Below are 22,773 nucleotides of genomic sequence, written 5' to 3' on the forward strand. Positions count from 1 at the left end.
CCGGCCAGCAGTCGCGACTGGATGAAGGCCCACAACTGCTCGTGCACCTGCTGACGTGTTCACACCTCCAATGTGTAGGCGGGACGCTGTGCTAAGCCGGCCGGCGGAGCGTCGGTAAGAAGGCCACAGGTGCCGGTCGCAATGGTGGCGAAGGCGTTCCTATCACCCCATCAAGTGCCGAAGCTGTTCTTAATTATCCAGCCATCGTGCAAGTATCCCACAACACACACCGAATGGAGCCGAGGATGGCCTCGGGTGGTGTCGGGCGTGTATAGGGGCGCACGATCGGTGGTGTAGTCGAAGAAGCCGTCCCATACGTACATATCTGTGACCAGAGGTCCGGTAGTGATGCTTGACCGCGCGGCAGCTGAGGTAAACAGTGCGAAACCCTGTATTTTTGAGTTGGTGGCGACCCTCAGGGGGACGATAGAGAATTCGGAAAAAATCGTACGCTAAGCTTCGCGAGTTCTTGTAACCAATTCATTGTTTTTTCAATGGATGAAAGAAAATGGCGAAAGCTATTTGACAAACAAATCGGGATCTTATAACTTACCTACCAAGTAGTCGGTAGATGAAATAAAGCCATGAAACTCAATTCAGATCTTTCGCAGCGTGTTGTCGTCGAGCCTTCAAGCTTACAGTGGGTCGATTCGCCAGCGACCGGGATTCAACGCCAGTTACTGGAGCGTGATGGCGACGAAGTGGCGCGTGCCACCTCGATCGTGCGATACGCGCCGGGCTCCGCTTTTGAAAATCATAAGCACGACTTGGGCGAGGAGATTCTGGTCCTGGACGGCGAATTCAGCGACGAATCCGGGACCTTCGGGCCTGGGACTTACATCAAGAATCCACCAGGTTCTTCGCATGCACCGAGCTCCGCGACGGGTTGCACGTTGTTCGTCAAGCTGCGCCATCTTGATCTAGCCGACAGCCAACGCACCGTGGTCGACACCCGTAACGGCCCCTGGTTTCCAGGCCTCGTGCCGGGTCTGTCGGTGATGCCACTTTCTGAGTTCGACACACAACATACGGCTTTGGTGCGCTGGGCCCCGGGGACACGATTCAATTCGCATCGTCACTACGGCGGTGAAGAAATCTATGTGTTGGAAGGCGTCTTTGAGGATGAGTTCGGAAGCTACCCTACCGGCACATGGATGCGCAGTCCGCATTTGAGTGCTCACCGTCCCTTCAGCAATACAGGCTGCACCATCCTGGTCAAGACAGGCCACCTGCCAGTCGCCGAATCAAATGAGGCGCTTGCATGAAGCATTTCTCCGAAATCTCGCCGACCGCCGAGCGGGTGGTCGATGCCGCTGAAGGGTTGGTACAGCAGCACGGCTACAACGGCTTCTCATACGACGACGTGGCCCAGTTGGTAGGCATCAAAAAACCAAGTATCCACCACCACTTTCCCAAGAAGGGTGAACTCGTGGCCGTGGTCGCACAGCGCTACACGCACCGGTTTCGTGAGGAGTTGCTGAGCATCGAAGGGCAGCATGCGAAAGCGCCTGACAGGCTAACTGCGTATGCGGCACTTTTCGAACGCACCTTCGCCAAGGACCGGCGCCTTTGTGTCTGCGGCATGTTGGGTGCCGAGTCGGACTCGCTGCCGGACGCCGTTGTGAGCGAGGTCGAGCGATTCTTTAAAGTCAATCTCGACTGGTTGACTCTTGTCGTTGCCGATGGTCAGCGTGCCGCGCTGATCACCTCGAATTCCACCCCAGAGGCTCTCGCAGAGGCATTCTTGTGCGCGTTGGAAGGCTCGATGATGGTGGGCCGTGGCATGCGGTCGTCACGCGGACCGGCCGAAGTTGGAAACACTTTTCTTTCCACCGTGTTGACCTGAGGTCGGCACTTTTTTTGCAACACAACCCTACCATTTAGTTGGTAGTTAAGGAGATTATTATGAGTACTGAATTTAATGGCAAGAAGTTGTTGGTCATCGGCGGCACTAGCGGGATGGGACTGCAAACTGCCCGCATGGTTCTTGAGCAAGGCGGAAGCGTCGTCATCGTCGGTCACCGTGAAGACAAGGCCGAAGAGGCCCGCAAGGCGCTGTCGTCGTTGGGCACCGTGACCGCCCTGACTGCCGATCTCTCGCGAGCCGAAGATGTGAAGCGACTCCTGCATACCATCGATGAACACCACAAGGACATCAATCTTCTGGTCAACGCGGCTGGGGTGTTCTTCCCGAAGGCGTTTCTTGAGCACACGGAAAGTGATTACGAACAATATTTGACGTTGAATAAAGCGTTCTTCTTCATCACACAAAAAGTCGTGGCCAATCTCGTGGCCAGCGAGCGTCCCGGCGCCATTGTGAACATCGGCTCGATGTGGGGCAAGCAGGCGATTGCGGCTACGCCGTCGTCCGCGTATTCGATGGCAAAAGCAGGTTTGCATTCGCTGACCCAGCACCTTGCGATGGAGCTGGCATCCAAACAAATCAGGGTCAATGCCGTTTCTCCGGCGGTTGTCGAAACGCCGATTTACGAGGGATTCATACCCAAGGCCGAGGTTCATGGCGCCTTACAGGGATTCAACAGCTTCCACCCAATCGGCAGGGTTGGGACGCCACAAGACGTCGCCGAGGTCATCCTCTTCCTGTTGTCGGACAAGGCAGCATGGGTGACGGGCGCAATCTGGGACGTTGACGGCGGCGTGATGGCCGGGCGTAACACATAATGGGGGAACGAGAAATGAACACAAACATTAAAGGAACTCCCGGCAACGGGATCAACGTCGGCGCATTGCGTGAGTTTGCAGATCAGGTCGCAGCAAAGCCCGCCGCAGGCATCGCGACGTTCGGCGTCGTGACAACCTGGGAGGGTGGCACCCGGACGCGTGCGCGAACCATGCCGCTCGTACTAGGTGACACGGCCTTGGCGCGCGGCTTTGTCATCGACGCGGACGAACCGGCAGAATTGCTCGGTACCGACACGGCCGCTAATCCACAAGAATTGATCCTGGCTGCGTTGAACGCATGCATGACTGCAACCTACGCGGCAAATGCGGCGGCAATGAACATCGAGTTGCAATCGCTGACTATCCGCACGAAGGGAAGCCTCGATCTGAGAGGTTTTCTTGGAATCGATCCTGGGATCAATCCAGGGTACGACCAGGTCGAGTATGAGGTCGAAATGGAGTCGTCGGCGGATTCGGCGGCGCTGAAAGCATTGCACGCGCAGGTGCAGCGAACATCGCCGAATTACCACAACTTCGCGAGAGCCATTGATCTCAAGGCCAAGCTGACCATTCTCCAATGATCGAGTCAGTGTTTCCCGTGGTTGGCTGACGGGAGGCCAAACCAGATGCGCTATGACGGAAGGTTCAACCTTCCGTCATCACGTTCTCTGGAATACGCAGTGTCAATTTGAGGTATACCCTAACTGGATGTCAGGCAGAACCGCGCAGCTCCGTCAGAATAGAGTCTTCTTTCGCATTCTTTGACACATGCCCGCAAAGGTCATAGATTTCAGCCTGACAAAAGCAGGGCTTGAGGCGCAACGGAACAGAAAGTGCACTTAGCCCCCTTGCTCACCTTCAACGCGGAGTTGTTCTGATGACCTTTCTATGGGTTGGATTAGGGTTGGTAGTCGCCGGGCTGTGGTGGGGAACGGTTGTCTGGCGGCGGGAGCAGGCAGACCCTTGGATAAATCCACCAACTCCCGAGGCGCGGCGTTTGCTTCGAGCCGCGAGCCTGCATTTGCATTGCCACATTCTCGGCAGGCCTGCGGTAGACCAGGACGCGCCGTCGTTCGTTGGGGTAGATGCCCTCCAGGCACTTTATCTACGTGACGGGGTGATCTTTTTCGAGAAGGGGATCGCCACCTTGCCGGATGGAACCCAAGTCGAGCTGGGGGCACTCACTCATGAAGTGCTCGAAGTGCTTCGAGAAACCTACAGCGCCTTGGATGCCGCTTCAGCAGTGATCACTGACTATGCCACCACCTTCAATACTCCCGAAGAGTTAGAGAAGAGCGAGAATGAAATCCTGCGAAAGATCGCTGGCTACGGGAACATGTACCCGATGCAGAGCGCGATCGCTCGACTGGCATTGTTACTCAATCTCGATCCCGACAAGAACGATGTTGGGATTGGCGGCAAAGTGTTGTGGGAGCGCATCCGCCGTTGGCGTTGGCCCGAGCGCCATTTCTCGGCGGAGCAGTAGGCGTGCAGGGACATCGCATTGGCTACGTCCGGGTCAGCAGCTTCGACCAGAACCCGGAACGCCAGCTGGAGGAGACCGAGGTGAGCAAGGTGTTCACCGACAAGGCCTCGGGCAAGGACACTCAGCGCCCCCAGCTCGAAGCGCTGCTGAGCTTCGTCCGCGAAGGTGACACCGTGGTAGTGCACAGCATGGATCGCCTGGCGCGCAACCTCGATGACCTGCGCCGCCTTGTGCAGAAGCTGACCCAGCGCGGCGTGCGTATCGAATTCCTGAAAGAGGGCCTAGTCTTCACCGGCGAGGACTCGCCGATGGCCAACCTCATGCTGTCGGTGATGGGTGCCTTCGCCGAGTTCGAGCGCGCCCTGATCCGCGAGCGGCAGCGTGAGGGTATCGCCTTGGCCAAGCAGCGTGGCGCGTACCGAGGCCGCAAGAAAGCCCTGTCCGATGAGCAGGCTGCTACCCTGCGGCAGCGAGCGACGGCCGGCGAGCCCAAGGCGCAGCTTGCCCGCGAGTTCAACATCAGCCGGGAAACCCTCTACCAGTACCTCCGCACGGACGACTGATACATGCCGCGTCGCTTGATCCTCTCGGCCACGGAGCGGGACACCCTGCTTGCGTTGCCAGAAAGCCAGGATGACATGATCCGCTACTACACCTTCAACGACTCCGACCTGTCGCTGATCCGCCAGCGGCGCGGCGACGCCAACCGCCTAGGCTTCGCGGTGCAGCTCAGCCTGCTGCGCTACCCCGGCTATGCGTTGGGCACCGACAGCGAGCCGCCCGAGCCGGTCATCCTGTGGGTGGCCAAGCAGGTTCAGGCCGACCCGGCGAGTTGGGCGAAGTACGGCGAACGCGACGTGACCCGCCGCGAGCACGCCCATGAACTGCGCACCTACCTGCAACTGGCCCCGTTTGGCCTGTCCGACTTCCGCAACCTCGTGCGCGAGCTGACCGAGTTGGCCCAGCAGACCGACAAGGGCTTGCTGCTGGCCAGCCAGGCTCTGGAGAGCCTGCGGCAGAAGCGGCGCATCCTGCCGGCGCTGAGCGTAATTGATCGGGCCTGCTCGGAGGCCATTGCGCGGGCTAATCGGCGGGTCTACCGCGCCCTGGTCGAACCACTCACGGACTCGCACCGTGCCAAGCTGGACGAACTGCTGAAGCTCAAGGCCGGCAGCAGCATCACCTGGTTGACCTGGCTGCGCCAGGCACCGCTGAAACCCAACTCTCGGCACATGCTTAAGCACATCGAGCGGCTGAAGACATTTCAGCTGGTGGACTTGCCCGAAGGGCTGGGCCGGCACATCCACCAGAACCGCCTGCTCAAGCTGGCCCGCGAAGGGGGGCAGATGACGCCCAAAGACCTTGGCAAGTTCGAGCCGCAGCGGCGCTACGCGACCCTGGCCGCCGTAGTGCTGGAGAGCACCGCGACTGTGATTGATGAGTTGGTCGATCTGCACGACCGCATCCTGGTCAAGCTGTTCAGCGGCGCGAAGCACAAGCATCAGCAGCAGTTCCAGAAGCAGGGCAAGGCGATCAATGACAAGGTGCGCCTGTACTCGAAGATCGGCCAGGCTCTGCTGGAGGCAAAGGAAAACGGCAGCGATCCGTACGCCGCCATCGAGGCGGTGATTCCCTGGGACGAATTCACCGAGAGCGTCAGCGAGGCCGAGCTGCTGGCCCGGCCGGAGGGCTTCGACCACCTACACCTGGTCGGCGAGAACTTCGCCACCCTGCGCCGTTACACGCCGGCCCTGCTGGAGGTGCTGGAACTGCGCGCTGCACCGGCCGCGCAAGGCGTGCTGGCGGCCGTGCAGACCCTGCGCGAGATGAACGCCGACAACCTGCGCAAGGTGCCGGCGGATGCCCCTACCGCCTTCATCAAGCCGCGCTGGAAGCCGCTGGTGATCACCCCGGAAGGCCACGACCGACGCTTCTACGAAATCTGCGCGCTGTCCGAGCTGAAGAACGCCCTGCGCTCCGGTGACATCTGGGTCAAGGGTTCACGGCAGTTCCGCGACTTCGACGACTACCTGCTGCCGGCAGAGAAGTTCGCCGCGCTCAAGCGGGAACAGGCCCTGCCCCTGGCGATCAACCCGAACAGCGACCAGTACCTGGAAGAGCGCTTACAGCTGCTGGACGAGCAGTTGGCCACCGTAACCCGGCTGGCCAAGGACAACGAGCTGCCCGATGCCATCCTCACCGAGTCCGGGCTGAAGATCACCCCGCTGGATTCTGCGGTGCCCAATACCGCGCAGGCGCTGATCGACCAGACCAGTCAGCTGTTGCCGCGCATCAAGATCACCGAACTGCTGATGGATGTGGACGACTGGACGGGTTTCAGCCGCCACTTCACCCACCTGAAGGACGGTGCCGAGGCCAAAGACAGGACATTGCTGCTGTCAGCAATCCTGGGCGATGCGATTAACCTCGGGCTGACCAAGATGGCCGAGTCGAGCCCCGGCCTGACCTACGCCAAGCTGTCCTGGCTGCAAGCCTGGCACATCCGCGACGAAACCTATTCGGCGGCCCTGGCCGAGCTGGTCAACCACCAGTACCGCCATGCCTTCGCCGCCCACTGGGGCGACGGCACCACCTCATCCTCCGATGGCCAGCGCTTCCGGGCGGGCGGCCGGGGCGAAAGCACCGGGCACGTCAACCCGAAGTACGGCAGCGAGCCGGGGCGACTGTTCTACACCCATATCTCCGACCAGTACGCACCGTTCAGCACCCGCGTGGTGAATGTCGGCGTGCGTGACTCCACCTATGTGCTCGACGGCCTGCTGTACCACGAGTCCGACTTGCGGATCGAGGAGCACTACACCGACACGGCCGGTTTCACCGATCACGTCTTCGCCCTGATGCACCTGCTGGGCTTCCGCTTCGCACCGCGCATCCGCGACCTCGGCGAAACCAAGCTGTATGTGCCGAATAGCGTCCAGGACTACCCGACATTGCGCCCAATGGTTGGTGGCACCCTGAACATCAAGCACGTCCGCGCCCATTGGGACGACATCCTGCGCCTCGCCAGCTCGATCAAGCAGGGCACCGTCACTGCCTCGCTGATGCTGCGAAAGCTCGGCAGCTATCCACGCCAGAATGGCCTTGCCGTGGCCCTGCGCGAGCTGGGCCGGATCGAACGCACCCTGTTCATCCTCGACTGGCTGCAAAGCGTCGAACTGCGCCGCCGCGTGCATGCTGGACTGAACAAGGGTGAAGCGCGCAACTCCCTGGCCAGGGCGGTGTTCTTTAACCGCCTCGGCGAGATCAGGGATCGGAGCTTCGAGCAGCAGCGCTACCGGGCCAGCGGCCTGAACCTGGTGACGGCCGCCATTGTGTTGTGGAACACGGTGTACCTGGAGCGCGCCACTCAGGGGTTGGTCGAGGTCGGCAAGCCGGTGAACGGTGAGTTGCTGCAATACCTGTCGCCGCTGGGCTGGGAACACATCAACCTGACCGGCGATTACGTCTGGCGGCAGAGCCGCAGGCTGGAGGACGGGAAGTTCAGGCCGCTACGGTTGCCCGGAAAACCTTAGCGTACGATTTTTTCCGAATTCTGCGGGCTCCCCATCTTGAGCCAGCACATGCCCGTCCTGCATGCGCGGAGCCATTGGTTGATGCTAAGGGCTGGCTGGCAGTTGCGCGACTACCGGGAAATGTTCGGCCAAGCACCACGGATCATCGCTGCCGTGTTGTTCTCGAAGATCTGGGTACCGCTCGGCAATACCGGACGCGCGAGGATCAGTGCATTCGCGCCGATGCCCGTCTCACCCGGATTGCAGCGACTGTTTCAGGGAGCGAAACAATGAAATCGCCACTTGGAATGGCGCACCGTATCACTCCCGGGCTCTGGTGGACGCTATCGCTAGCCGTTGCCCTGGCCGACCAGGCGATCAAATATGTAATTGAGGGTTCGCTCTCGGTCGGCGCCGTGGTTCCTCAAACCCCAGTCTTCAATCTGGTCCATTGCTGGAATACCGGCGCAGCGTTCAGCTTCCTAGCTGACGCGGGCGGTTGGCAGCGCTACTTCTTCATTCTCCTCGCACTGGTTGTTTCGATTGGGCTCGCGTTGCTCTTGCGTAAGCCCAGGGCCAAGCTCGAAGCGCTGGGCTATAGCCTCATACTGGGAGGGGCAGTGGGGAATCTGATCGATCGCAGCTTCCGAGGCCATGTGATCGACTATCTGGATTTTTTCTGGCAATCCTGGCATTGGCCTGCATTCAACTTGGCGGACATCGGCATCGTGGGCGGTGCCGCCATGTTGCTCCTGAGCAGTGTGCTGAGTCCAAGCGCGGAACTGGACCGGGGCAGATAATGCGAAGCTCGGATGCCGCAGAAGTGGCTCGCTGGTCAGGCCATGCCTGGGTCGGCCCCGGTATCGGCGTCTTTCTCGGCCATGCCGCCCACCAGGATTGGCACCATCATCAAGCACATCAAATTGCAGTGGGGCTCGACGCCGCGATAACGGTTGAAACGCCGTTGGGTGGGCAATCTGGGGCTGCCATCTTGATTCCGGCAGGCTTGAAGCACCGGCTCAGTGCTGGGCAGGTCCTGTCGATCTACCTGGATGTGCTGTCCGATGAGGCGCGTGCCTTGCGGGTGAGCGGAGCCGTGAGGCTGATGGAGATCGTAGCGGCCGATATTGCTGCGATGGTCGAGGCACTGAGGGCGTCGGGGCATTCGCCTGTCCAGTTGCAGGCGCAGGTACGTCGGCTGTTGCGGCTTGCCGATCCACCAATCCCTGATCCGCGCTTGACCAAGGTCACCGCAGCGCTGCGCGAAGGCCAAATGGGGCGTGAGGCAATGGCCGCGTTGGTGCATTTGTCACCCACGCGTTTTTCCCATTGGTTCGTGGAGCAAACCGGCCTGCCGTTGCGCAGCTATGTCAAATGGCTGCGCCTCGCCCAAGCCCTGCAACACCTGGCCAAAGGGGGACGGCTGACCGAAGCCGCGCATGCGGCGGGTTTTTCCGACTCGGCGCATTTCTCCCGGACATTCAGGGCGCTGCTGGGCATCGATCCGTCCTCCGCCCTGGCTGCGGTCGATCTCCAGAAGTCATAGCTCTTTCGTTCAAGTCGAACGTCGTCCTCTGCACCTACCGTGAAGGCTCTCTACATAGGAGCTGAGCGATGTCCACTTCTCTTCGATTCGCCCTACGCTGGTTGAGCTATCCGCTCGTGTTTGGTGGCAGCGCCGCCTTCATGGTCTGGGCCTTGTACGCCGGGGTGCCGTACTGGCCCAGCACACCCTTGGTAGCCGCAGTCGGTCTATTGGCCGTCGCGGGGCTGGAGCGTATCCAGCCTTTCCGGGAGGGCTGGCTGGAGGATCACCAGGACACCCTGACCGACCTGGTGCATATGCTGGTGAATCTTTCCGTCATCCAGTTCACCGCCGAAATCCTGGCCAGGCTGGGCGATGCAGTGCCGGCTACAGTTCGTCTCTTCCCAGTCGAGAGTCCACTTTGGGTTCAGCTGCTGCTGGTCGCNCACGTACCCTGGCTGTGGCGTTTTCACATGATTCACCACAGCGCCGAGCGCTTGTACTGGATGAATGGGGAGCGCCGGCATCCCCTACATGCGATGCTCATGGCTGGCCCGGGATTGGTGCTGCTGTTTGCATCCGGCGCGCCTTCGGCAGTGGTTGCCACCTGGTTCGGCATTCTGACCGTTCACTTGGGCTTTCAGCACTCGAACCTGGATTACCGGCTGGGTTGGCTGCGCCATGTCATCGGGGTGGCTGAAATTCATCGTTGGCACCACAAGCGCGACTTCGAAGATGCCCAGGTGAACTTCGGCGAATTTCTGATGGTGTGGGATCGGCTATTCGGGACGTTCTACGACAGTACAGGAAAGCAGGGCGACGCCAATGTCGGCTTGCGTGAGAGGGACTATCCCAAGGGTTACCTTGGTCAGTTGACCGAACCCTTTGGGCGAGACCGAGCCCGCACATAGCGTAGTGGGCCTCAAAGCTGTAGGCCCCATGTGTTTGCCTGGAATGATCTGGCTCGTGGGCGGAAGAGACTAGATGTTCCCGCATGCCAAGCAGACATGCGCTCTAACGAGGCAATCGATTCACTACCTATAAGCCCCGTCATTTGCAATTAATGCTGGTTGGTAGCCATGGAATGCAGGTCAGCGCGGATAAATGCAGGTTCATTCGCAGCTAATACTGGTTTGCCGGGCCGGTCAGTCGCAGTTAATTCCGGTCGAAAATCGTATTGATTGCAGGTCGGGACGTTTTCGTTTGCAAGCCGTTACAAGTAGGTATCACCTTTCCTACTCAAGATGCACCCGTGCTCGCAATTCTTGAAAAGGTTGCGGTTTATGACGCGCATCGTGTCACGAGCATTGCAGCCACTCTTCAACAATCGACTGTGTTCAACGCTGCAGTGCGAGAAAAGCTCCATGGCATGGATATCAGCATCCGCTATGCAGATATCTCAAGCAGCTTTGACTCAATTCTTGAAGATGCCCAGCAGATGTTGGAGTGGATGTCTGACGGAAAGCTCCAGCTATCGGAGCGATTGAAGCTTGCCTGGTTGAATTTCCGCCGAGGCACCATCCCTGACCGCTTCGACGCGATCAACGAAAATTACCTGGACGTAGCGAAATCTTCCAACGAGCAGATCCGGATTGAAACCGTCATCTTGGAGGCCTACCAGGATTACCGTTTGGCAATGAAGACTGCAGAGGTTGATGCGAGCGAGGTGCTAAAGCTGGCTGATGCTCAGATGGTTCTGCGCCGGAATGCACTCTCTGAAGCGTCTGCTGCCCTTGAAAACCAAAACCTCGCTCCAACTGAGCGGGCCAGGCTTGAGTTGGCAAGGGATGTGTCCCTGCGGGAGCTGCAGGACGAGGACAAGCGGTTCCAGATCGTTACGGATATCGCGGATCAACTTAAGTCCGGCTACAACGCTGCTGAGCTGGTTTACGCACGGATCAATCAATACCACACCGTCAAGGAGCGACTGTATCAGCGAGCTGTAACGTTCTTTGCGACTAACGAGACACTGCTGACCGGCCTGGCTGCGGCATTTACTTCGGCCAGTGGTTTGGCAGAGGCGACGAATACCATCAATGCGATGAAGGATGGAATCAACGCCAGCCTTGAGGCTCAGGCCGCGATTGGTGGCGACCAACTGAATGCAGCGCTTAAAGCAGGCTACGGCGCCAACCTCCAGACTTCGTCAGTTAAAGCACTGGCGGATGCTGTAGTTGGTTTTCAGGAGAGCATCCTGAAGTCGATTGAAGAGATTCGCAAAGAGTCCAGCAATACCTCTTCTGATATCGAGGCGGTTACTGAAGACAGTAAGCGCCGTTTCTCAGCGCTGTTGCAAAAGAGCCTGTGACGATGGGTACCGTCACTCTCTCTGAACAGATGGGCGCGATGGCGCTCATCGACGAGCTTCGTCACAGCAAGCACGAGGTGCAAAAACATCTCGATTTGCCAGCCAGGCGTATCGCCGTTGCAGAGCGAATCAGGTCTTATTACAAGGACCAGAACCTCGAGGTTGAAGATTCGTTTGTCGAGCAGGGTGTGCGTCAGTATTTCGCATCACGGCTTACGTTTGAGACACCACAAATTGGTCCTGTGTCTAAGCTACTTTCCGGCGTCTATATCTCCCGAAGTCGATGGATTAAACCATTTGCTGGAATTGCTTTTGCAACCGTTGTCGCAGGATTAGGTGCCTTCCAGGTATCCCAGTATTTTGCGCATGCGAGAACCGCGGCTGCTCAATCGCAGAGCGATGAAGCACGTGGCCAAGAGCAGACGCTCAAAAGTCAGTTGGCTCAGCTTCTGAAGCGAATCACGACCTTAAATGACGAGCTTGTTCAGGAGAATCTTTCAACTGGCCGCACCATTCTTGGGGTAGCCAGTGATCGCCTGGCCGATGCAGCCGAGCATCTGAATACACCCATTCCAGCGACTGTCACCGATCAGAGTCGAAGTGCTGATTTGCACTTGATTTCTGAGGCAGTCTCTCAGCTGCAGTCTGCCGCGATGCTGATCAAGAGTGCTGATCAGTCCGTCAGTGACGTGGTGCAATTGATGTCAGCAGACATGAAGCTAAAGGCCCTAGAGAGCTCCGCAGCATTCCCTACGTTGAGCAAGCAGTACCGTCCGGTAGCGGCTTTCGTGGCCCATGCACATCGGACCATTGAGGAAGCTGATACCAAAGGCATCGGCCCAGTGCTCAATGCAGTTGCAGCGGCACAGGCCGTCGTGCAGAAGGCCTCGGGCGCCTCTGAAATGACCTCACAGCTGTTGGCCGCAAAAAATGCGGTCAATGCACTCAAGCTCAATGCAGGGGATGCTCGGCAATTCGAAGCGCTCTATACGGTTGTTGAGGGTCGTTTGAATGATCTGGACAACCAAGGTGCAGCACAGGGGCTGGAAAGCATTAACAATCTTCGTGCTTACGCCGCGACCGCCGTCAACCTCGACGTGATAAGTCGGGCGGGGCAGAAGTCGATGGTCGAGCGCACCTACGACGCGAGCCGCGGCAAGACGTGGTATCTGCTCACTGAGGCCACCGATGCGGCCGGCAATGCCGTCGCGGTACCTGTCACAAGTGCCGAAACTGGCGTGAAGGCTTTCGCGAAAGTATTTGGCGTTCGGGTCAGTCATGCCGCCTATCAGGCTGCCTACAAAGACAAGCTCGAGGATGGACGTGTAGACGACCACGTTATAGGGCACAAAGATGCCAACTCTCTGACCCTAAATTTTACTGGGGGGCGAGTCACTGCTAACCCAGAATTCATTCTGGAGTGGTGATGAAATCAAGTCGCATGATTACAGCAGTGGGTGAAAACTCACGCGTGTACGAAGGGCAGATGAGAAGCAAGCAACGTGAGCTATCAAATGCCCATGAAGCTGAGCTGCGTCTGCAATACGAGCTGACAGCATCCTTTCAACAACTGGCGGGGGTACAGCTTCAGGACGGCGGTAAGCTTCCTCTTGAGGTGCAGGAGCACCTAAGCAATCGTGCTAAGGCGGAGCTAGACCTGCGGCGGCAGCTTGCCGACACTGAGGGGAAAATTTCCCAGCATATCGATAGCGAGGTTGATCTGCAGCAGCAGCTAGACTCCATGCTTTCAACGGTCAGTTCCACTCTGAATGCAGACGAGTCATATGCGGGATGGGCGGCAAAGCTTGCAGTGGCTTCGCAAGCTGTCCAGGCAGCCAAATCTGCGTATCTGGAGATCAAAACTGAGTGCAGCGAAAAACTCAAAGCATTCGACGCGAGCATGTTGTATCGCTATTTAACTGGCGCCGGCTATGGCAGCGCTGCGTACCAGCGCATGCGCCTACTCTGGTCTATTGACCGATGGATTGCGAGGCTCTGCTCGTTCTCTCGTAACCGGGATGCTGAGTTGACACTTCTGGCAATGCAGCAGGAAAACGAGGGCTCATTTAAGGAGCTTGAATGCACAAGGCAGCTGATACATACGGAGCTCGGCAAGCTCTATGACGCTGCCCTTGCGAAAGCTGGCGTGCCGGTTTTGAAAGACAGGCTGGCCCAGGTTCGGATTGCGCTCGAAGCTTCAAAATCGTTCGCCAACGAGTTGCATCTCGAGCTTCAGGATTTTGCCTCTAAAAAGGATCCCCATTTCGCGCGAGCCACCTCATTGCTCACCGATCAACTGTCGGCAATGAGCCTCGAAAGGCTTGAACAAATGGCCAGTTTGACCGCGACAAAAACCGATGATGATCTGGTTCGGCTGGTCGCGTCACAGCGCGATGAGTTCGAGGCAGTAAAGCGTCATATCAGGACGCTCAGTGATGAATGCCGCACCGCTGAACGAGCTTATGAGCGTGCAAAATCGTTGGAACGTGACCTACGTTCAAGTTCTTACACTGGCAGCGGCTACACCTATGCAAGCGGACTGAATCTAGACTCACTGCTGACCGGTTATATGGCTGGTTCACTGAGCCAATCACAGGTGACCAGCCAAGTTTCCCGATATCGCGAGGAGACTCCGCGTCCAAGTTCGAGCTCAGAAACTGGCAGTGGCTTTGGGAGTTTGGGTGGCGATAGCGGTGGCTTCTTCACCACTAGTGGCTCAGATAACGGCGGATCGTTCCAGACCACGGACAGTTTGTGAACTCGACCCATGCCCGCCGGCGCCGTTCACTGGATATAACTGTCGTCGGCTATTCAAATTCGTGAGACGTAAAAATGGTGTCTACTGAAAAAAAAATTGGGCGGTTTGCCGGACGCGCGGCCATAGCCGTACTGGCAGCTATGGTTCTCGCCTTCTTGCATTGGTTTGGCTTGATAGCCTTCGGCCCAGCAGAAGTAATCGAGGCGTACGTGTTGTCACCTTTGCTTGGCCATATGGAATCGGCACCAGGCGGGCAAAGCTCCCAGTTTTCCAATTACATTGAGTCAACGGCTCAATTTTTCCGCTGGTTGGTCGGCGGTGGTGCCTGGATGGCTCTTGCACTTGCTGTAGGACAATGGGCTGTCAAAAGGATCAGAATCATGGAGGCCGGCTCAGTTGCTGCTTACAACCAATGCGTGAGTGATGCCCAAGAGCTCCGAAGCCGGCTAGTGCCGGTGGGTAACCTGGTTGGAATCCAGATTTCAGTTGGAGGTCTATTTTCTAACTCGCAATCCATCGTAGAAACAGACCAGGGTTTTTATCGTGTCGCTGGCTTAGTCGGTGACAGGCTCAAGGGAGAGCCTGTCTATCGTCGTCAGCACGATTTATTTATAGGGGAGGAGGGGCGTCGTAGGAGGTTGACGATTTTAGACTAAACCTTTGGTGGGGCCGAGCGGCTAGGCCCCAATCTTCTCCAGTACTTTTGAATAAGTCGTCGGATCTTCAAGGAATTTGTAGAAGCCTCCTGCATAAACGGCTGCTCTGGAGTCTGTGTTGATACTCCACCCCGGATAAACGTCATATTGCATTTGGCCATCCCTCGAGAGATCGATTCGCAGGTCCTGGACCATAGCCACTGCCTGATCACTAGGTTCCCACGTAATGGCTTCGCGAAGGTCGTCCTTCTTCCACCACCCGACATACACAATAGGAGTAGGCAATTTCCCTCGTCGTGCTTGCAGGATGCACGTATTCAAGTGCAGATCTCCTAGGCCGCTGCCCAATACCACGATCAGATCTGCCTCATTGACTTCACGGGTCAGCCCACCGTAGTAGGAAAGGAACGGAGATTGCTGAAGCCTCCCAAGCTTGTCTAAACCTGTGATGATCGCGCTAGTCTCGACCTGAGTTCCATCGAGACGTGATCGTCCTGAGCCGCCACCATGCGCATGCTTAATGGCCTCCTCCTTGTTGTCGTACCATGCAAGATCGCCAATTCCCACATCAGGATCGCGCTTGGGCTGGCCTAAAGGAAACCCGAAGTGAACCGATCCGTGAAGATGGAAAAGGCCCGGACTCTCCCACTTTGTCCAGTAATCCCTCGGACTGAAAAGGCTATAGCCGTCTTTTTTGTGGGTGAAACCAGTGAAGAATCCTGGAAAGGCCTGTGAAAAAAGGTCGTCGTAGTTTGTCGTGTAAATACGCGGAACCGCATTCAGTTGCAGTCCCTCGATGAAGGCGGTAAGGGGGGCCAGGGAGCGCTTTGGCGTGGCGGATGACATCGAGACGATCTTGTAGATTGCCCTCAACATCGTCCTTGCAGCAGCACTTAATGCATCGTTCGTAAGCGTGTGCTCAGGCCTCAGGAACGGGTGCAGGACGGGTCTGTACTTCGCTACCGCGCCGTCATGGAGTTTCATCGCTGCAAGCTCGTGGAGTGCGTGGTAAACACGCTCAAAATGAGCTTCTCCCGGCTCAGCTTTGTAGTATTCCTCGAGCTTTGCCTTGACCCACCGGTACGCCTCAACACCTCCCACCTGCACGCAATAGTGGTCGTCTTCCATCTCTCTCTCGAGAGCTTCAGTTAAGCCTCTGGTGTGTGGTATTCCGAAGTCGACTGAGGCTCCGGCTCCAACCAGAACCAAAATTCTTTTTTTAGGATTCGCTGACATTTTTCCTATCCGTGATTTAAGTGACAGTCCTGCAGGAGGCACCATTCGACGTGATCAGCACAGCGCACCCGCGCGCCTCTCCACCCGTGGGCCAGGCTATGCCTCATGCCCTGAGTACCTGGGGTGTGTTCCTCATTCTGGCAACACTGTGTGCACCGTGCGATGTATTTTTATGGCGGTGTCCCATAAGCCACGATGCGGGCCTAATTGCGATCTTAGAATTGTTGTGTTCGCTCAGACTGGGACAACCAACCTAGCGAGGCGAGCCCCATGAAAACTGATCCAACTGATGATGCTGATGTGGCCGATAACCCTTCCTCCTATCAGGACCTGCAGAATGAAAATCGCGAGCTCCGCCTGATTCTTTCCCAACGGGTTCTGGAGATGAGCCAGGTCGTTGAGTTTATTTCGGAGTTCGGCATGCCCGCGATCAGGTTGCAGGGTGGTCCGGCCGAACTCATCGCCTTGGCTTTCGCCAAGCAGCTCGCTGCTAGTAATCCAGAAAACTATCTGCAGTTGGTGTTTGGTGCTGATCACGGTGCGGAAATTTCAGTCACGCTACAAAGGCACCTAGGCTTGTCCCCTCATCACTTGCGGGTGCAAGCCCAGCGCGACTGTGAAGAGCAAAAGCAACGGTGCGTTTTGTTGAGTCGAGCACTTCAGCGTCAGCGAAACGATATTCCAGAAGATCAGCCTGGTACTCCTGCACAAACACCATCTGCTGAGGCTGTCATGAACTCACCGTCTACAAGCGCCTGGCTAAAGCTTTCTCTGGAGACAGCGCTAGTGCGTGACAGTGTGGACGCAGCCAGTGACGCTGAGGTGCTGGCGGATATCTTGGGACAGCGTTGTGAAGCTGAGCTTCAAGCTTCACTTGCTGCCTTGTCTGGGCGTTAATTTCTGAGGCCGAAGTTGCAAAAAAGATTCTTTTGGTCGAGAAAAACCACAATAAGCTGCTGAAAGGCATTCGACTGTTTTCGAATCGGAGTGAACAGGTAAATTCTGTAAAAAATCTGAGTTTTTGGCCCTTGCATGTCCCAAGTGTCGGGTTACATTGATTTCGTAAGCAAGGCAACCAAGCCGAGCAACTTAAGAATCACTGAATAGATAATTCAAAGGAGCTTCATCATGGGTATCAACAAAAAAATCATTGGTCTGGCTGTCGTTGCAATGCTGGCTGCTTCCGGTGCTCATGCAGGTAACGGTAGCGGAAACCCAAAGAATGACTCTGGTTACTACATCAAAGAGCCAGTAGCTTATTTCATCTGGAAGGATGGAAAGCTGGTGCCGAATCCAAAGCGTGCAGAAGATCGTAAAGACGGTGAGCGCTTCAATGGCTAAATAGCCATCTACAAAATAAACCCTCTATCATCGCTGATAGAGGGTTTTTTCTTGTCTGTTCTAAGCTGGTTTAGCCACTGTGTCTAAGCGCACTGTCGAGGTTCTGCAACTGAACCGCCGACATTTGGTCCAGCAAATTCTGAGTCCGTATTGATGGGCATTCGGGGGGGGGGTAGATATGTGCTAGTTCAAGCATTCGAGCATAGAAGCGCCATAGACGCATTCTACGCTCCAACGCCCATCAACGATGACAAGCTTTCAACCTGCTTGCCTCACTTTGAAGGCTCTGCCCTCGGCAGCCTGTAGCCCCGCGAAGCATCCAGCGCCACTCCTCGAATGGGGAGGTGTGCCACAGGCCCTCGCAACTGGTTCTCCACCCATATCAATCTGTAATCAATGAGTGACCCTTGTGGCCTTTACCATGACTACTGAAACCCCAGTACCGTCAAACTCATTAGCGTAGGTTTTGGTCCATTTGAGGTCCCAGCCAGGCAACACGTCAACATGCTTCATGCTAGCGGGCAGTATGGCTACAAGCCTCCCATTTGGCGTAACCAACGTCGAGGCCGCCTGGAGGTGCGCGAGCGCTCTACCATCCGCGAATGGTGGATTCATAATTACGCAACTGAATCGCCGGTCGGTTTCAGTAGCCCAACGCAAGAAATCGGCCTCAATTGTGGTAAATCCCTTAGCCCTCAACACCCGGCAGTGCAGCGACGACAGTTCGATACAGAGAGTCCGGTCTTGAGGCATCTTGCACGCAAGCCCGCCAAGCCCCGCTTGGGGCTCCAAAAAGGTATCGCCTGCTTCCTCACCTGCCAACGCTATTGCATCGTCAGCAAGTGACTCTGGAGTGGGGTAGAACTGGTGCGAACGCGCGCATGGGATGACGCCACTGGTAATGATTTCATCCAAAGCCTCCCGAGGGTTGTAGTCAAATTCGAACCAAAAGAATGCATTGGTGTTCAGTCGTACTCCCCCGATCTTGGTCAGGACTGCTTCTGCCTCACGTTTCGATACCTTGCATCCGTCGCTGTACTCAAATCTCAGGGCGTAAGGATTTTCAGTAATGAGATCGCGCCCTACATGGCCGGGGTGCTTCATCCCTGATAAAAGTTGAATGACTGAAAAGGGCAGAGGCCTCTGCAGCGCAGTGAATTCTCTCGGCTTGGCTTTGGGCTTTGTTCTGAACTTCGGAGGTATGGCCATGGGATACAAGGTGGCCAGAATGCTGTTGAGCTTCCAGGCGATATCTGGGTGCACCTCACAATGGATCGTGCCTTTTTTGTAAAGCCTCATACGGAACGATCCGCCGTCGATGGAATGCCAATCACCAAACCTTCTTTTCATTGCCTCTAGCAGCGGGTGAGAGGTTCCAAAGGTCGGTTCTTGCCGGCCCACAAACCTCGCAACCACCGCTCTCAGGTCGTGAATCACCCCGGCGCGACTGTAGTCGATCGATCCATATTTATCTGTCAGCCCTGCGATGATGAAACGCTTGTAGAATGCTTCTGGACGATTGGTCACATGATCGCCAGAAAGGTTTCTAAAAATTCCGTCGACTCGTTCTGCGAAGAATTTTGTGCGATCGCTCAGTAGCGCGTTCATTGTCGAACGCACAGTGGCCTCGTCAAAGTCGGGGGTCGTTCGGTTGCGGATCTGTTCGTTCCATTCGTCTTTTCGAGCCTGTGGCATTGCTTCGTAGACGTCGGTTAGCGCCAAGGCTCTGGTCCAGAACGTGGTGTTCAGGTAGGCAACTGCGCCATCCAGCCCGAACAAACGGCTTGAGCTCACGGACGCACTGCGGGTTGAGTCGCTTGAGTTACCTTCGATGAAATAATGGAGCGCTGATTTGAACCCCTGACCATCCATAAACTCGACGACGGACTTCATGTTGTTCAAAATGCCTTTGTATTCGCCGATCAGACTGTCAATCAGATCTAACTGCACTGGCGCGAAGAATTTGTCGAGATCGTCGACCAGGTCACCCGCCAGAGGCTCATAGTTACCTGTCGCTGAGGGCGTGATTTCTGTTGTCGGCGTTTGTCCAAAGGTCTGCAGCTGCATGGGTGGAAAGCTCACTTGATATTTGAGTACCCACGCACATTCGCATCGATCCCAAAAATGCAAGAGCACCAGGGATCACCGTGAAGCCGTGTTTCGAGTTTGCATTTATCCAAAGTGTGTAAAGATTTTACGATTCTCTGATTCGCCCATTTGGTAGGTTTGATCAGAATCCGCGGTGCAGCTAAGCGACCCAGCTGCACCTGGTGTCTTCAGTTGTGCACTCATCAATGAACTAAGGAAATCCATGTCGTCCGAGCCCCTCGTTAAACCCGCTGCGTCAGATCCAACCCCTACCCAGCGCAACATCGTTCAATTTTGGATCTATATGGTGTTGATTGCGCTCGGCGCAGTCTCTGTATGCGTAGCCTTCAGCATGGGCTGGGTGCTTGGCCTCATTTTGATGCTCACTGTGGTCGGAATCCTTCTACCGGGTTTGATGATCATCACCCCTCTCAAGAAAGAAAATGCTGAATGGCTGACTCTCGGGGGGATCATCTTGGCTGCGAGCGGCTATCTCGCTGGGCTCAATGGGTACTTCCATCCTGTTGAACAATTGAACCTAAAAACGCTGCAGACATTTGACGTGAAGGCTGCTCCGGACAGCTGCAGGTACGACCCGGCAAAAAGCGTGCTGACCTGTGATGTCTCCGTTACTCCTAAGTGAGCATAAGACTGCCAGGGCCAGTTCTAGCTTGATTGTCTGGTTTGAACAGAGGTAATTTACAGTCCCTTCAGGGCTTCGATTGTTCGATGACCTGCATCAGCTGAGTAGCTCAGCACATTAGCAAGATGGGCGCTCCCTAGCGGCCTTTCCTACCCTGCCGGCGGTATGCCGGTTCTTAACCCAACCGGGCACACCTCCCGGTTGGGAGATGTGCCCCGATATCTCGGAGGCAACACCATGTATAGCAATCAATCCTTTGCTGGATTCACCAGTATTGATGCGGCTCAGAGCTTTCGGTCAGAAGCTGGCGGATGGATTTTCAAAGCGGAAAACGGGCAAATCATCTGGTTTGCCATGTCGTTCACGCCCTCAAAAATCCTTCTTCACACCGCCACTGCGGGATTGTCAGGAAGCTTGGTATGAGCATGCAAATCACCTCTGTTGTGCAGCTACCGCCAGCGGATAGTGGTCTGCAGAACTCAATTGTTCGGCTTCATAATTTGAACGTGGACTCAAAGCGAAAGGATCGTAACAAATTTTTCCGCCGCGAGGCGGTCTTAATCCGCAACCGGGAAACAGGGGCAAGCATTTTGCGCTATGTCATGGGCACGCCTGGTGGGATCTCCATCAAGAAGTGCGAGGCCGGGCTTGATTACGATGCGGTCGAGGTCCTCGGTGTCAGGTTCAAGCGTCAAGTGAATCTCGAAATTAAGCGGGCTTCGGCTTTCCAAGTCTACCGATGGTTTTGGAAGCATCCGGATCTTAACGTTCGGATCTCTATCCGATTAGGTATTACGGGCGGCGTGCTAGGGGTACTTGGCTTTAGTGTGGGACTCTACCCATTCCTGCACTTATAGAAATACGTAGACAAAAAACCCGGCGTCAAGGCCGGGTTTTTTTTATTGCTGCTCACCTAGGCGAACGGCCTGGTATTTTTCCCCAGATAGAAGGAGGAAGTCAGGTAAGCTCGTTTCGGCAGGGGCATCGAACCGCAACGGCGTCAAGAAACTGGTTCCTGTGGCTCTGTAGGCTTTTTCCTGTGCGATCACAGCCTCACTCTGCAGTGGGGTCCAAGCATCGCTCACGGCCATAAGCACAATGTCTCTTGCCTGTGAGATTGCTTCCTCCTCAGACTGCCTTGGCGCTACCAAAGCAAAGGCCATAACGTTTACCCCTTCTTCCCAGAGTTTCAGTTCAGTAGCGAAGCGACTGGTTGTTTTAGCCCAGACGGCCTCAGGAACTAAAACGGCGCTCAAGCCAAAATTTCCAATTATGGGCAGTTTGGCAAATGGCCGATCAGGTCGGGAGCGCGCATATTTTTTAAGTGGCGCCAGGAGGAGGAGCTTGCTGTCCTCCTGAATTGCCTTTCGAATGGTGTCAGTGTTCGATATCTCTTGCTGACTACCGATTGGGGCATGCACGAGCAAATGCTCACTGAGCAGATGATCCTGGGTGATAATTCGACCGGCCACCTTGAGGATCTCGGCATTAACCAGGCCCAAGCGTCGCTCGCATGACGGGCTGTCGAACCATCGATTAAGCTTTGCCTCAGTCCATAGAAGATGGAGGAGGCCCTTCATTTTCAGGGTTGGCAGTTTGATGGATTGCTTTGCTGGTCCCGGCGTGGTTTCAGCGGCTTTGAAAAGGCGCTTTTTCAGTCGAACCGTCGTGTTTCCATCCATGCCATCTTTAATCGCTACCGGGTCGTAAGCCCGAAGCCCTGATAGCCGCGGGTAGGGCTCATGAAAAATGCAGCTCGGAGCATGCTTCGGGCCAGTATCAGGTGCTCTAAAGATGAAGTGACCAGAGCGGCCGTTCCTTTGTTTGATCACGATTGTGGGAACGGATAAATCATCGACCTGACCCCAACACAAGCATGATGCTTCCAAGTAGGCCTGCTCATCAGCATTTGCGCCGAACAGGGTTGAAAAAGCATCTGTCATTTGCTCCGCCACAGAGTATGTTTTTCCCTGCACTAGCACGGGGTAGCGTCTATTCTGCAATGTGTTCTCCATCTACAACGGTCAGCTTTGCAATTGCCTGATCAGGCCCTTTATTCGGCATTTCAGGTTAATGCTTTAACAAACAAAAAAGCAGCCCAAAGAGGGCTGCTTCCTGAAAATAGGGATTGTTACAGCTTCGTGGTGACTTCCGCTCGGTCGGTTGCGACCTTGCCTTCTGGAGCGTTCCGAGCTGGATTTGCTACCAGCTTTCCATCCTTCCAGATGTAGCGAGCAACTGGTTCTTTGGCGTGGTAGCTCGAGTCATTTTTTGGGTTGCCACTGCCCGTGCCTCCGGATCCGCCATTACCAGCATGGGCGCCGCACGCGATCGTCGCCAGTGTAATAGCCAAGGCCAGAGATACTTTCTTGTTCATCCTTTTTGCTCCTCACTCGTTTCATTTCTGTCAGCTTCGTCGCTGATTCATACCTACGTTATCGCAGGTTTTAAAAGTGCAAGACCTCTCCCTTATTGGCTTGCCTCGGTAACTCTAGGCGGCTGAAAGCCTATTATTAGGGGCGGCAGCATACCATTTCA

Annotated in this window: 22 protein-coding genes and 2 pseudogenes; 20 read left to right on the plus strand and 4 right to left on the minus strand. The window is 56.0% G+C overall.

Translation table 11 applies throughout. The features are described 5' to 3' along the window. Positions 1 to 584: 584 nt before the first annotated feature. From D3M70_RS06630 to D3M70_RS06700, 15 genes and pseudogenes are all read left to right on the plus strand, one after another. The gene (locus D3M70_RS06630) at positions 585 to 1,265 is read left to right on the plus strand and encodes a cupin domain-containing protein (RefSeq protein WP_004574802.1); all 681 of its coding nucleotides are present in this window, start codon (positions 585 to 587) and stop codon (positions 1,263 to 1,265) included. Beyond that, positions 1,262 to 1,846, plus strand: coding sequence for a TetR/AcrR family transcriptional regulator (locus D3M70_RS06635; RefSeq protein WP_004574803.1), 585 nt, complete (start codon positions 1,262 to 1,264; stop codon positions 1,844 to 1,846). Before D3M70_RS06630 ends, D3M70_RS06635 begins: the two co-directional genes overlap by 4 nt. A gap of 59 nt (positions 1,847 to 1,905) precedes the next feature. Beyond that, a complete protein-coding gene (locus D3M70_RS06640) occupies positions 1,906 to 2,682 on the plus strand; it encodes an SDR family NAD(P)-dependent oxidoreductase (RefSeq protein ID WP_004574804.1) in 777 nt (258 codons plus the stop codon). Between the two features lie 14 nt (positions 2,683 to 2,696). Beyond that, positions 2,697 to 3,263, plus strand: coding sequence for an OsmC family protein (locus D3M70_RS06645; protein ID WP_004574805.1), 567 nt, complete (start codon positions 2,697 to 2,699; stop codon positions 3,261 to 3,263). Between the two features lie 296 nt (positions 3,264 to 3,559). Then, complete coding sequence (locus D3M70_RS06650; RefSeq protein WP_014003956.1) at positions 3,560 to 4,168, plus strand: hypothetical protein; 609 nt, start codon at positions 3,560 to 3,562, stop codon at positions 4,166 to 4,168. Between the two features lie 2 nt (positions 4,169 to 4,170). Beyond that, positions 4,171 to 4,731: a recombinase family protein gene (locus D3M70_RS06655; RefSeq protein ID WP_014003957.1), complete on the plus strand. Its 561-nt coding sequence runs from the start codon at positions 4,171 to 4,173 to the stop codon at positions 4,729 to 4,731. A gap of 3 nt (positions 4,732 to 4,734) precedes the next feature. Beyond that, positions 4,735 to 7,701, plus strand: coding sequence for a Tn3 family transposase (locus D3M70_RS06660; protein WP_011005944.1), 2,967 nt, complete (start codon positions 4,735 to 4,737; stop codon positions 7,699 to 7,701). 33 nt (positions 7,702 to 7,734) lie between these two features. Continuing rightward, a pseudogene (locus tag D3M70_RS06665) lies at positions 7,735 to 7,974 on the plus strand (DUF3703 domain-containing protein); the annotation flags it as partial. Beyond that, positions 7,971 to 8,480 carry a signal peptidase II gene (gene lspA, locus D3M70_RS06670; protein ID WP_120125059.1) on the plus strand — a complete coding sequence of 170 codons (510 nt, stop codon included), beginning with the start codon at positions 7,971 to 7,973 and terminating at the stop codon, positions 8,478 to 8,480. The pseudogene D3M70_RS06665 and the gene lspA, both read left to right, overlap by 4 nt. After that, a complete protein-coding gene (locus D3M70_RS06675; protein WP_120125060.1) occupies positions 8,480 to 9,226 on the plus strand; it encodes an AraC family transcriptional regulator in 747 nt (248 codons plus the stop codon). Before lspA ends, D3M70_RS06675 begins: the two co-directional genes overlap by 1 nt. Before the next feature lie 425 nt (positions 9,227 to 9,651). Beyond that, a pseudogene (locus D3M70_RS32760) lies at positions 9,652 to 10,116 on the plus strand (sterol desaturase family protein); the annotation flags it as partial. Positions 10,117 to 10,457: 341 nt separating this feature from the next. Beyond that, positions 10,458 to 11,513, plus strand: coding sequence for a merozoite surface protein 3b (locus D3M70_RS06685; protein ID WP_256659738.1), 1,056 nt, complete (start codon positions 10,458 to 10,460; stop codon positions 11,511 to 11,513). 2 nt (positions 11,514 to 11,515) lie between these two features. Continuing rightward, positions 11,516 to 12,940 carry a DUF6384 family protein gene (locus D3M70_RS32195; RefSeq protein ID WP_177418373.1) on the plus strand — a complete coding sequence of 475 codons (1,425 nt, stop codon included), beginning with the start codon at positions 11,516 to 11,518 and terminating at the stop codon, positions 12,938 to 12,940. Beyond that, complete coding sequence (locus D3M70_RS06695; RefSeq protein ID WP_120125062.1) at positions 12,940 to 14,271, plus strand: hypothetical protein; 1,332 nt, start codon at positions 12,940 to 12,942, stop codon at positions 14,269 to 14,271. The genes D3M70_RS32195 and D3M70_RS06695 overlap by 1 nt, the downstream gene beginning before the upstream one ends. A 74-nt stretch (positions 14,272 to 14,345) precedes the next feature. Beyond that, on the plus strand, positions 14,346 to 14,927 hold the full coding sequence (locus tag D3M70_RS06700) for a hypothetical protein (RefSeq protein WP_120125063.1): 582 nt from the start codon (positions 14,346 to 14,348) through the stop codon (positions 14,925 to 14,927). Between the two features lie 21 nt (positions 14,928 to 14,948). Here the strand turns inward: D3M70_RS06700 and D3M70_RS06705 are convergent, their stop codons facing one another. Continuing rightward, entirely contained in the window at positions 14,949 to 16,163 is a 1,215-nt protein-coding gene (locus D3M70_RS06705; RefSeq protein ID WP_120125064.1) for an SIR2 family protein, read from the minus strand. A 270-nt stretch (positions 16,164 to 16,433) separates the two neighbouring features. On the opposite strand from D3M70_RS06705, the gene D3M70_RS06710 reads away from it, so the two are divergent. Together D3M70_RS06710 and D3M70_RS06715 are read left to right on the plus strand one after the other, a co-directional pair. Further along, on the plus strand, positions 16,434 to 17,060 hold the full coding sequence (locus D3M70_RS06710) for a hypothetical protein (RefSeq protein WP_120125065.1): 627 nt from the start codon (positions 16,434 to 16,436) through the stop codon (positions 17,058 to 17,060). 231 nt (positions 17,061 to 17,291) lie between these two features. Further along, a complete protein-coding gene (locus D3M70_RS06715; RefSeq protein ID WP_120125066.1) occupies positions 17,292 to 17,504 on the plus strand; it encodes a hypothetical protein in 213 nt (70 codons plus the stop codon). Positions 17,505 to 17,897: 393 nt separating this feature from the next. On the opposite strand, the gene D3M70_RS06720 is transcribed toward D3M70_RS06715, so the two are convergent. Continuing rightward, positions 17,898 to 19,571 carry a DUF4942 domain-containing protein gene (locus D3M70_RS06720; RefSeq protein ID WP_120125067.1) on the minus strand — a complete coding sequence of 558 codons (1,674 nt, stop codon included), beginning with the start codon at positions 19,569 to 19,571 and terminating at the stop codon, positions 17,898 to 17,900. Positions 19,572 to 19,815: 244 nt separating this feature from the next. On the opposite strand from D3M70_RS06720, the gene D3M70_RS06725 reads away from it, so the two are divergent. The 3 genes from D3M70_RS06725 to D3M70_RS06735 all read left to right on the plus strand — a co-directional run bounded on the left by D3M70_RS06725 (position 19,816) and on the right by D3M70_RS06735 (position 21,092). Next, positions 19,816 to 20,235 (plus strand): hypothetical protein, encoded by a 420-nt coding sequence (locus D3M70_RS06725; protein WP_120125068.1) that lies wholly within the window; start codon positions 19,816 to 19,818, stop codon positions 20,233 to 20,235. Positions 20,236 to 20,472: 237 nt separating this feature from the next. Then, a complete protein-coding gene (locus D3M70_RS06730) occupies positions 20,473 to 20,658 on the plus strand; it encodes a hypothetical protein (protein ID WP_120125069.1) in 186 nt (61 codons plus the stop codon). After that, a complete protein-coding gene (locus D3M70_RS06735; protein WP_256659739.1) occupies positions 20,655 to 21,092 on the plus strand; it encodes a hypothetical protein in 438 nt (145 codons plus the stop codon). The genes D3M70_RS06730 and D3M70_RS06735 overlap by 4 nt, the downstream gene beginning before the upstream one ends. A 42-nt stretch (positions 21,093 to 21,134) precedes the next feature. On the opposite strand, the gene D3M70_RS06740 is transcribed toward D3M70_RS06735, so the two are convergent. Together D3M70_RS06740 and D3M70_RS06745 are read right to left on the minus strand one after the other, a co-directional pair. Continuing rightward, entirely contained in the window at positions 21,135 to 22,178 is a 1,044-nt protein-coding gene (locus tag D3M70_RS06740) for a DUF1173 family protein (RefSeq protein WP_165869750.1), read from the minus strand. Between the two features lie 188 nt (positions 22,179 to 22,366). Next, entirely contained in the window at positions 22,367 to 22,612 is a 246-nt protein-coding gene (locus D3M70_RS06745; protein WP_120125071.1) for a hypothetical protein, read from the minus strand. Positions 22,613 to 22,773 lie beyond the last annotated feature (161 nt).

This window comes from Pseudomonas sp. LS-2 (assembly GCF_003605735.1).
Lineage (GTDB): Bacteria > Pseudomonadota > Gammaproteobacteria > Pseudomonadales > Pseudomonadaceae > Aquipseudomonas.

Excerpts from the sequence above, each read along its gene's own strand:
- D3M70_RS06640 (WP_004574804.1), top strand. The coding sequence starts at position 1,906 with ATGAGTACTGAATTTAATGGCAAGAAGTTGTTGGTCATCGGCGGCACT.
- D3M70_RS06630 (WP_004574802.1), top strand. The coding sequence starts at position 585 with ATGAAACTCAATTCAGATCTTTCGCAGCGTGTTGTCGTCGAGCCTTCA.
- D3M70_RS06650 (WP_014003956.1), top strand. The coding sequence starts at position 3,560 with ATGACCTTTCTATGGGTTGGATTAGGGTTGGTAGTCGCCGGGCTGTGG.
- D3M70_RS06705 (WP_120125064.1), bottom strand. The coding sequence starts at position 16,163 with ATGTCAGCGAATCCTAAAAAAAGAATTTTGGTTCTGGTTGGAGCCGGA.
- D3M70_RS06720 (WP_120125067.1), bottom strand. The coding sequence starts at position 19,571 with ATGCAGCTGCAGACCTTTGGACAAACGCCGACAACAGAAATCACGCCC.
- D3M70_RS06675 (WP_120125060.1), top strand. The coding sequence starts at position 8,480 with ATGCGAAGCTCGGATGCCGCAGAAGTGGCTCGCTGGTCAGGCCATGCC.
- D3M70_RS06645 (WP_004574805.1), top strand. The coding sequence starts at position 2,697 with ATGAACACAAACATTAAAGGAACTCCCGGCAACGGGATCAACGTCGGC.
- D3M70_RS06715 (WP_120125066.1), top strand. The coding sequence starts at position 17,292 with ATGGGTATCAACAAAAAAATCATTGGTCTGGCTGTCGTTGCAATGCTG.
- D3M70_RS06735 (WP_256659739.1), top strand. The coding sequence starts at position 20,655 with ATGAGCATGCAAATCACCTCTGTTGTGCAGCTACCGCCAGCGGATAGT.
- D3M70_RS06730 (WP_120125069.1), top strand. The coding sequence starts at position 20,473 with ATGTATAGCAATCAATCCTTTGCTGGATTCACCAGTATTGATGCGGCT.
- lspA (WP_120125059.1), top strand. The coding sequence starts at position 7,971 with ATGAAATCGCCACTTGGAATGGCGCACCGTATCACTCCCGGGCTCTGG.
- D3M70_RS06725 (WP_120125068.1), top strand. The coding sequence starts at position 19,816 with ATGTCGTCCGAGCCCCTCGTTAAACCCGCTGCGTCAGATCCAACCCCT.
- D3M70_RS06745 (WP_120125071.1), bottom strand. The coding sequence starts at position 22,612 with ATGAACAAGAAAGTATCTCTGGCCTTGGCTATTACACTGGCGACGATC.
- D3M70_RS06700 (WP_120125063.1), top strand. The coding sequence starts at position 14,346 with ATGGTGTCTACTGAAAAAAAAATTGGGCGGTTTGCCGGACGCGCGGCC.
- D3M70_RS06695 (WP_120125062.1), top strand. The coding sequence starts at position 12,940 with ATGAAATCAAGTCGCATGATTACAGCAGTGGGTGAAAACTCACGCGTG.
- D3M70_RS06710 (WP_120125065.1), top strand. The coding sequence starts at position 16,434 with ATGAAAACTGATCCAACTGATGATGCTGATGTGGCCGATAACCCTTCC.
- D3M70_RS06660 (WP_011005944.1), top strand. The coding sequence starts at position 4,735 with ATGCCGCGTCGCTTGATCCTCTCGGCCACGGAGCGGGACACCCTGCTT.
- D3M70_RS06740 (WP_165869750.1), bottom strand. The coding sequence starts at position 22,178 with ATGACAGATGCTTTTTCAACCCTGTTCGGCGCAAATGCTGATGAGCAG.
- D3M70_RS32195 (WP_177418373.1), top strand. The coding sequence starts at position 11,516 with ATGGGTACCGTCACTCTCTCTGAACAGATGGGCGCGATGGCGCTCATC.
- D3M70_RS06635 (WP_004574803.1), top strand. The coding sequence starts at position 1,262 with ATGAAGCATTTCTCCGAAATCTCGCCGACCGCCGAGCGGGTGGTCGAT.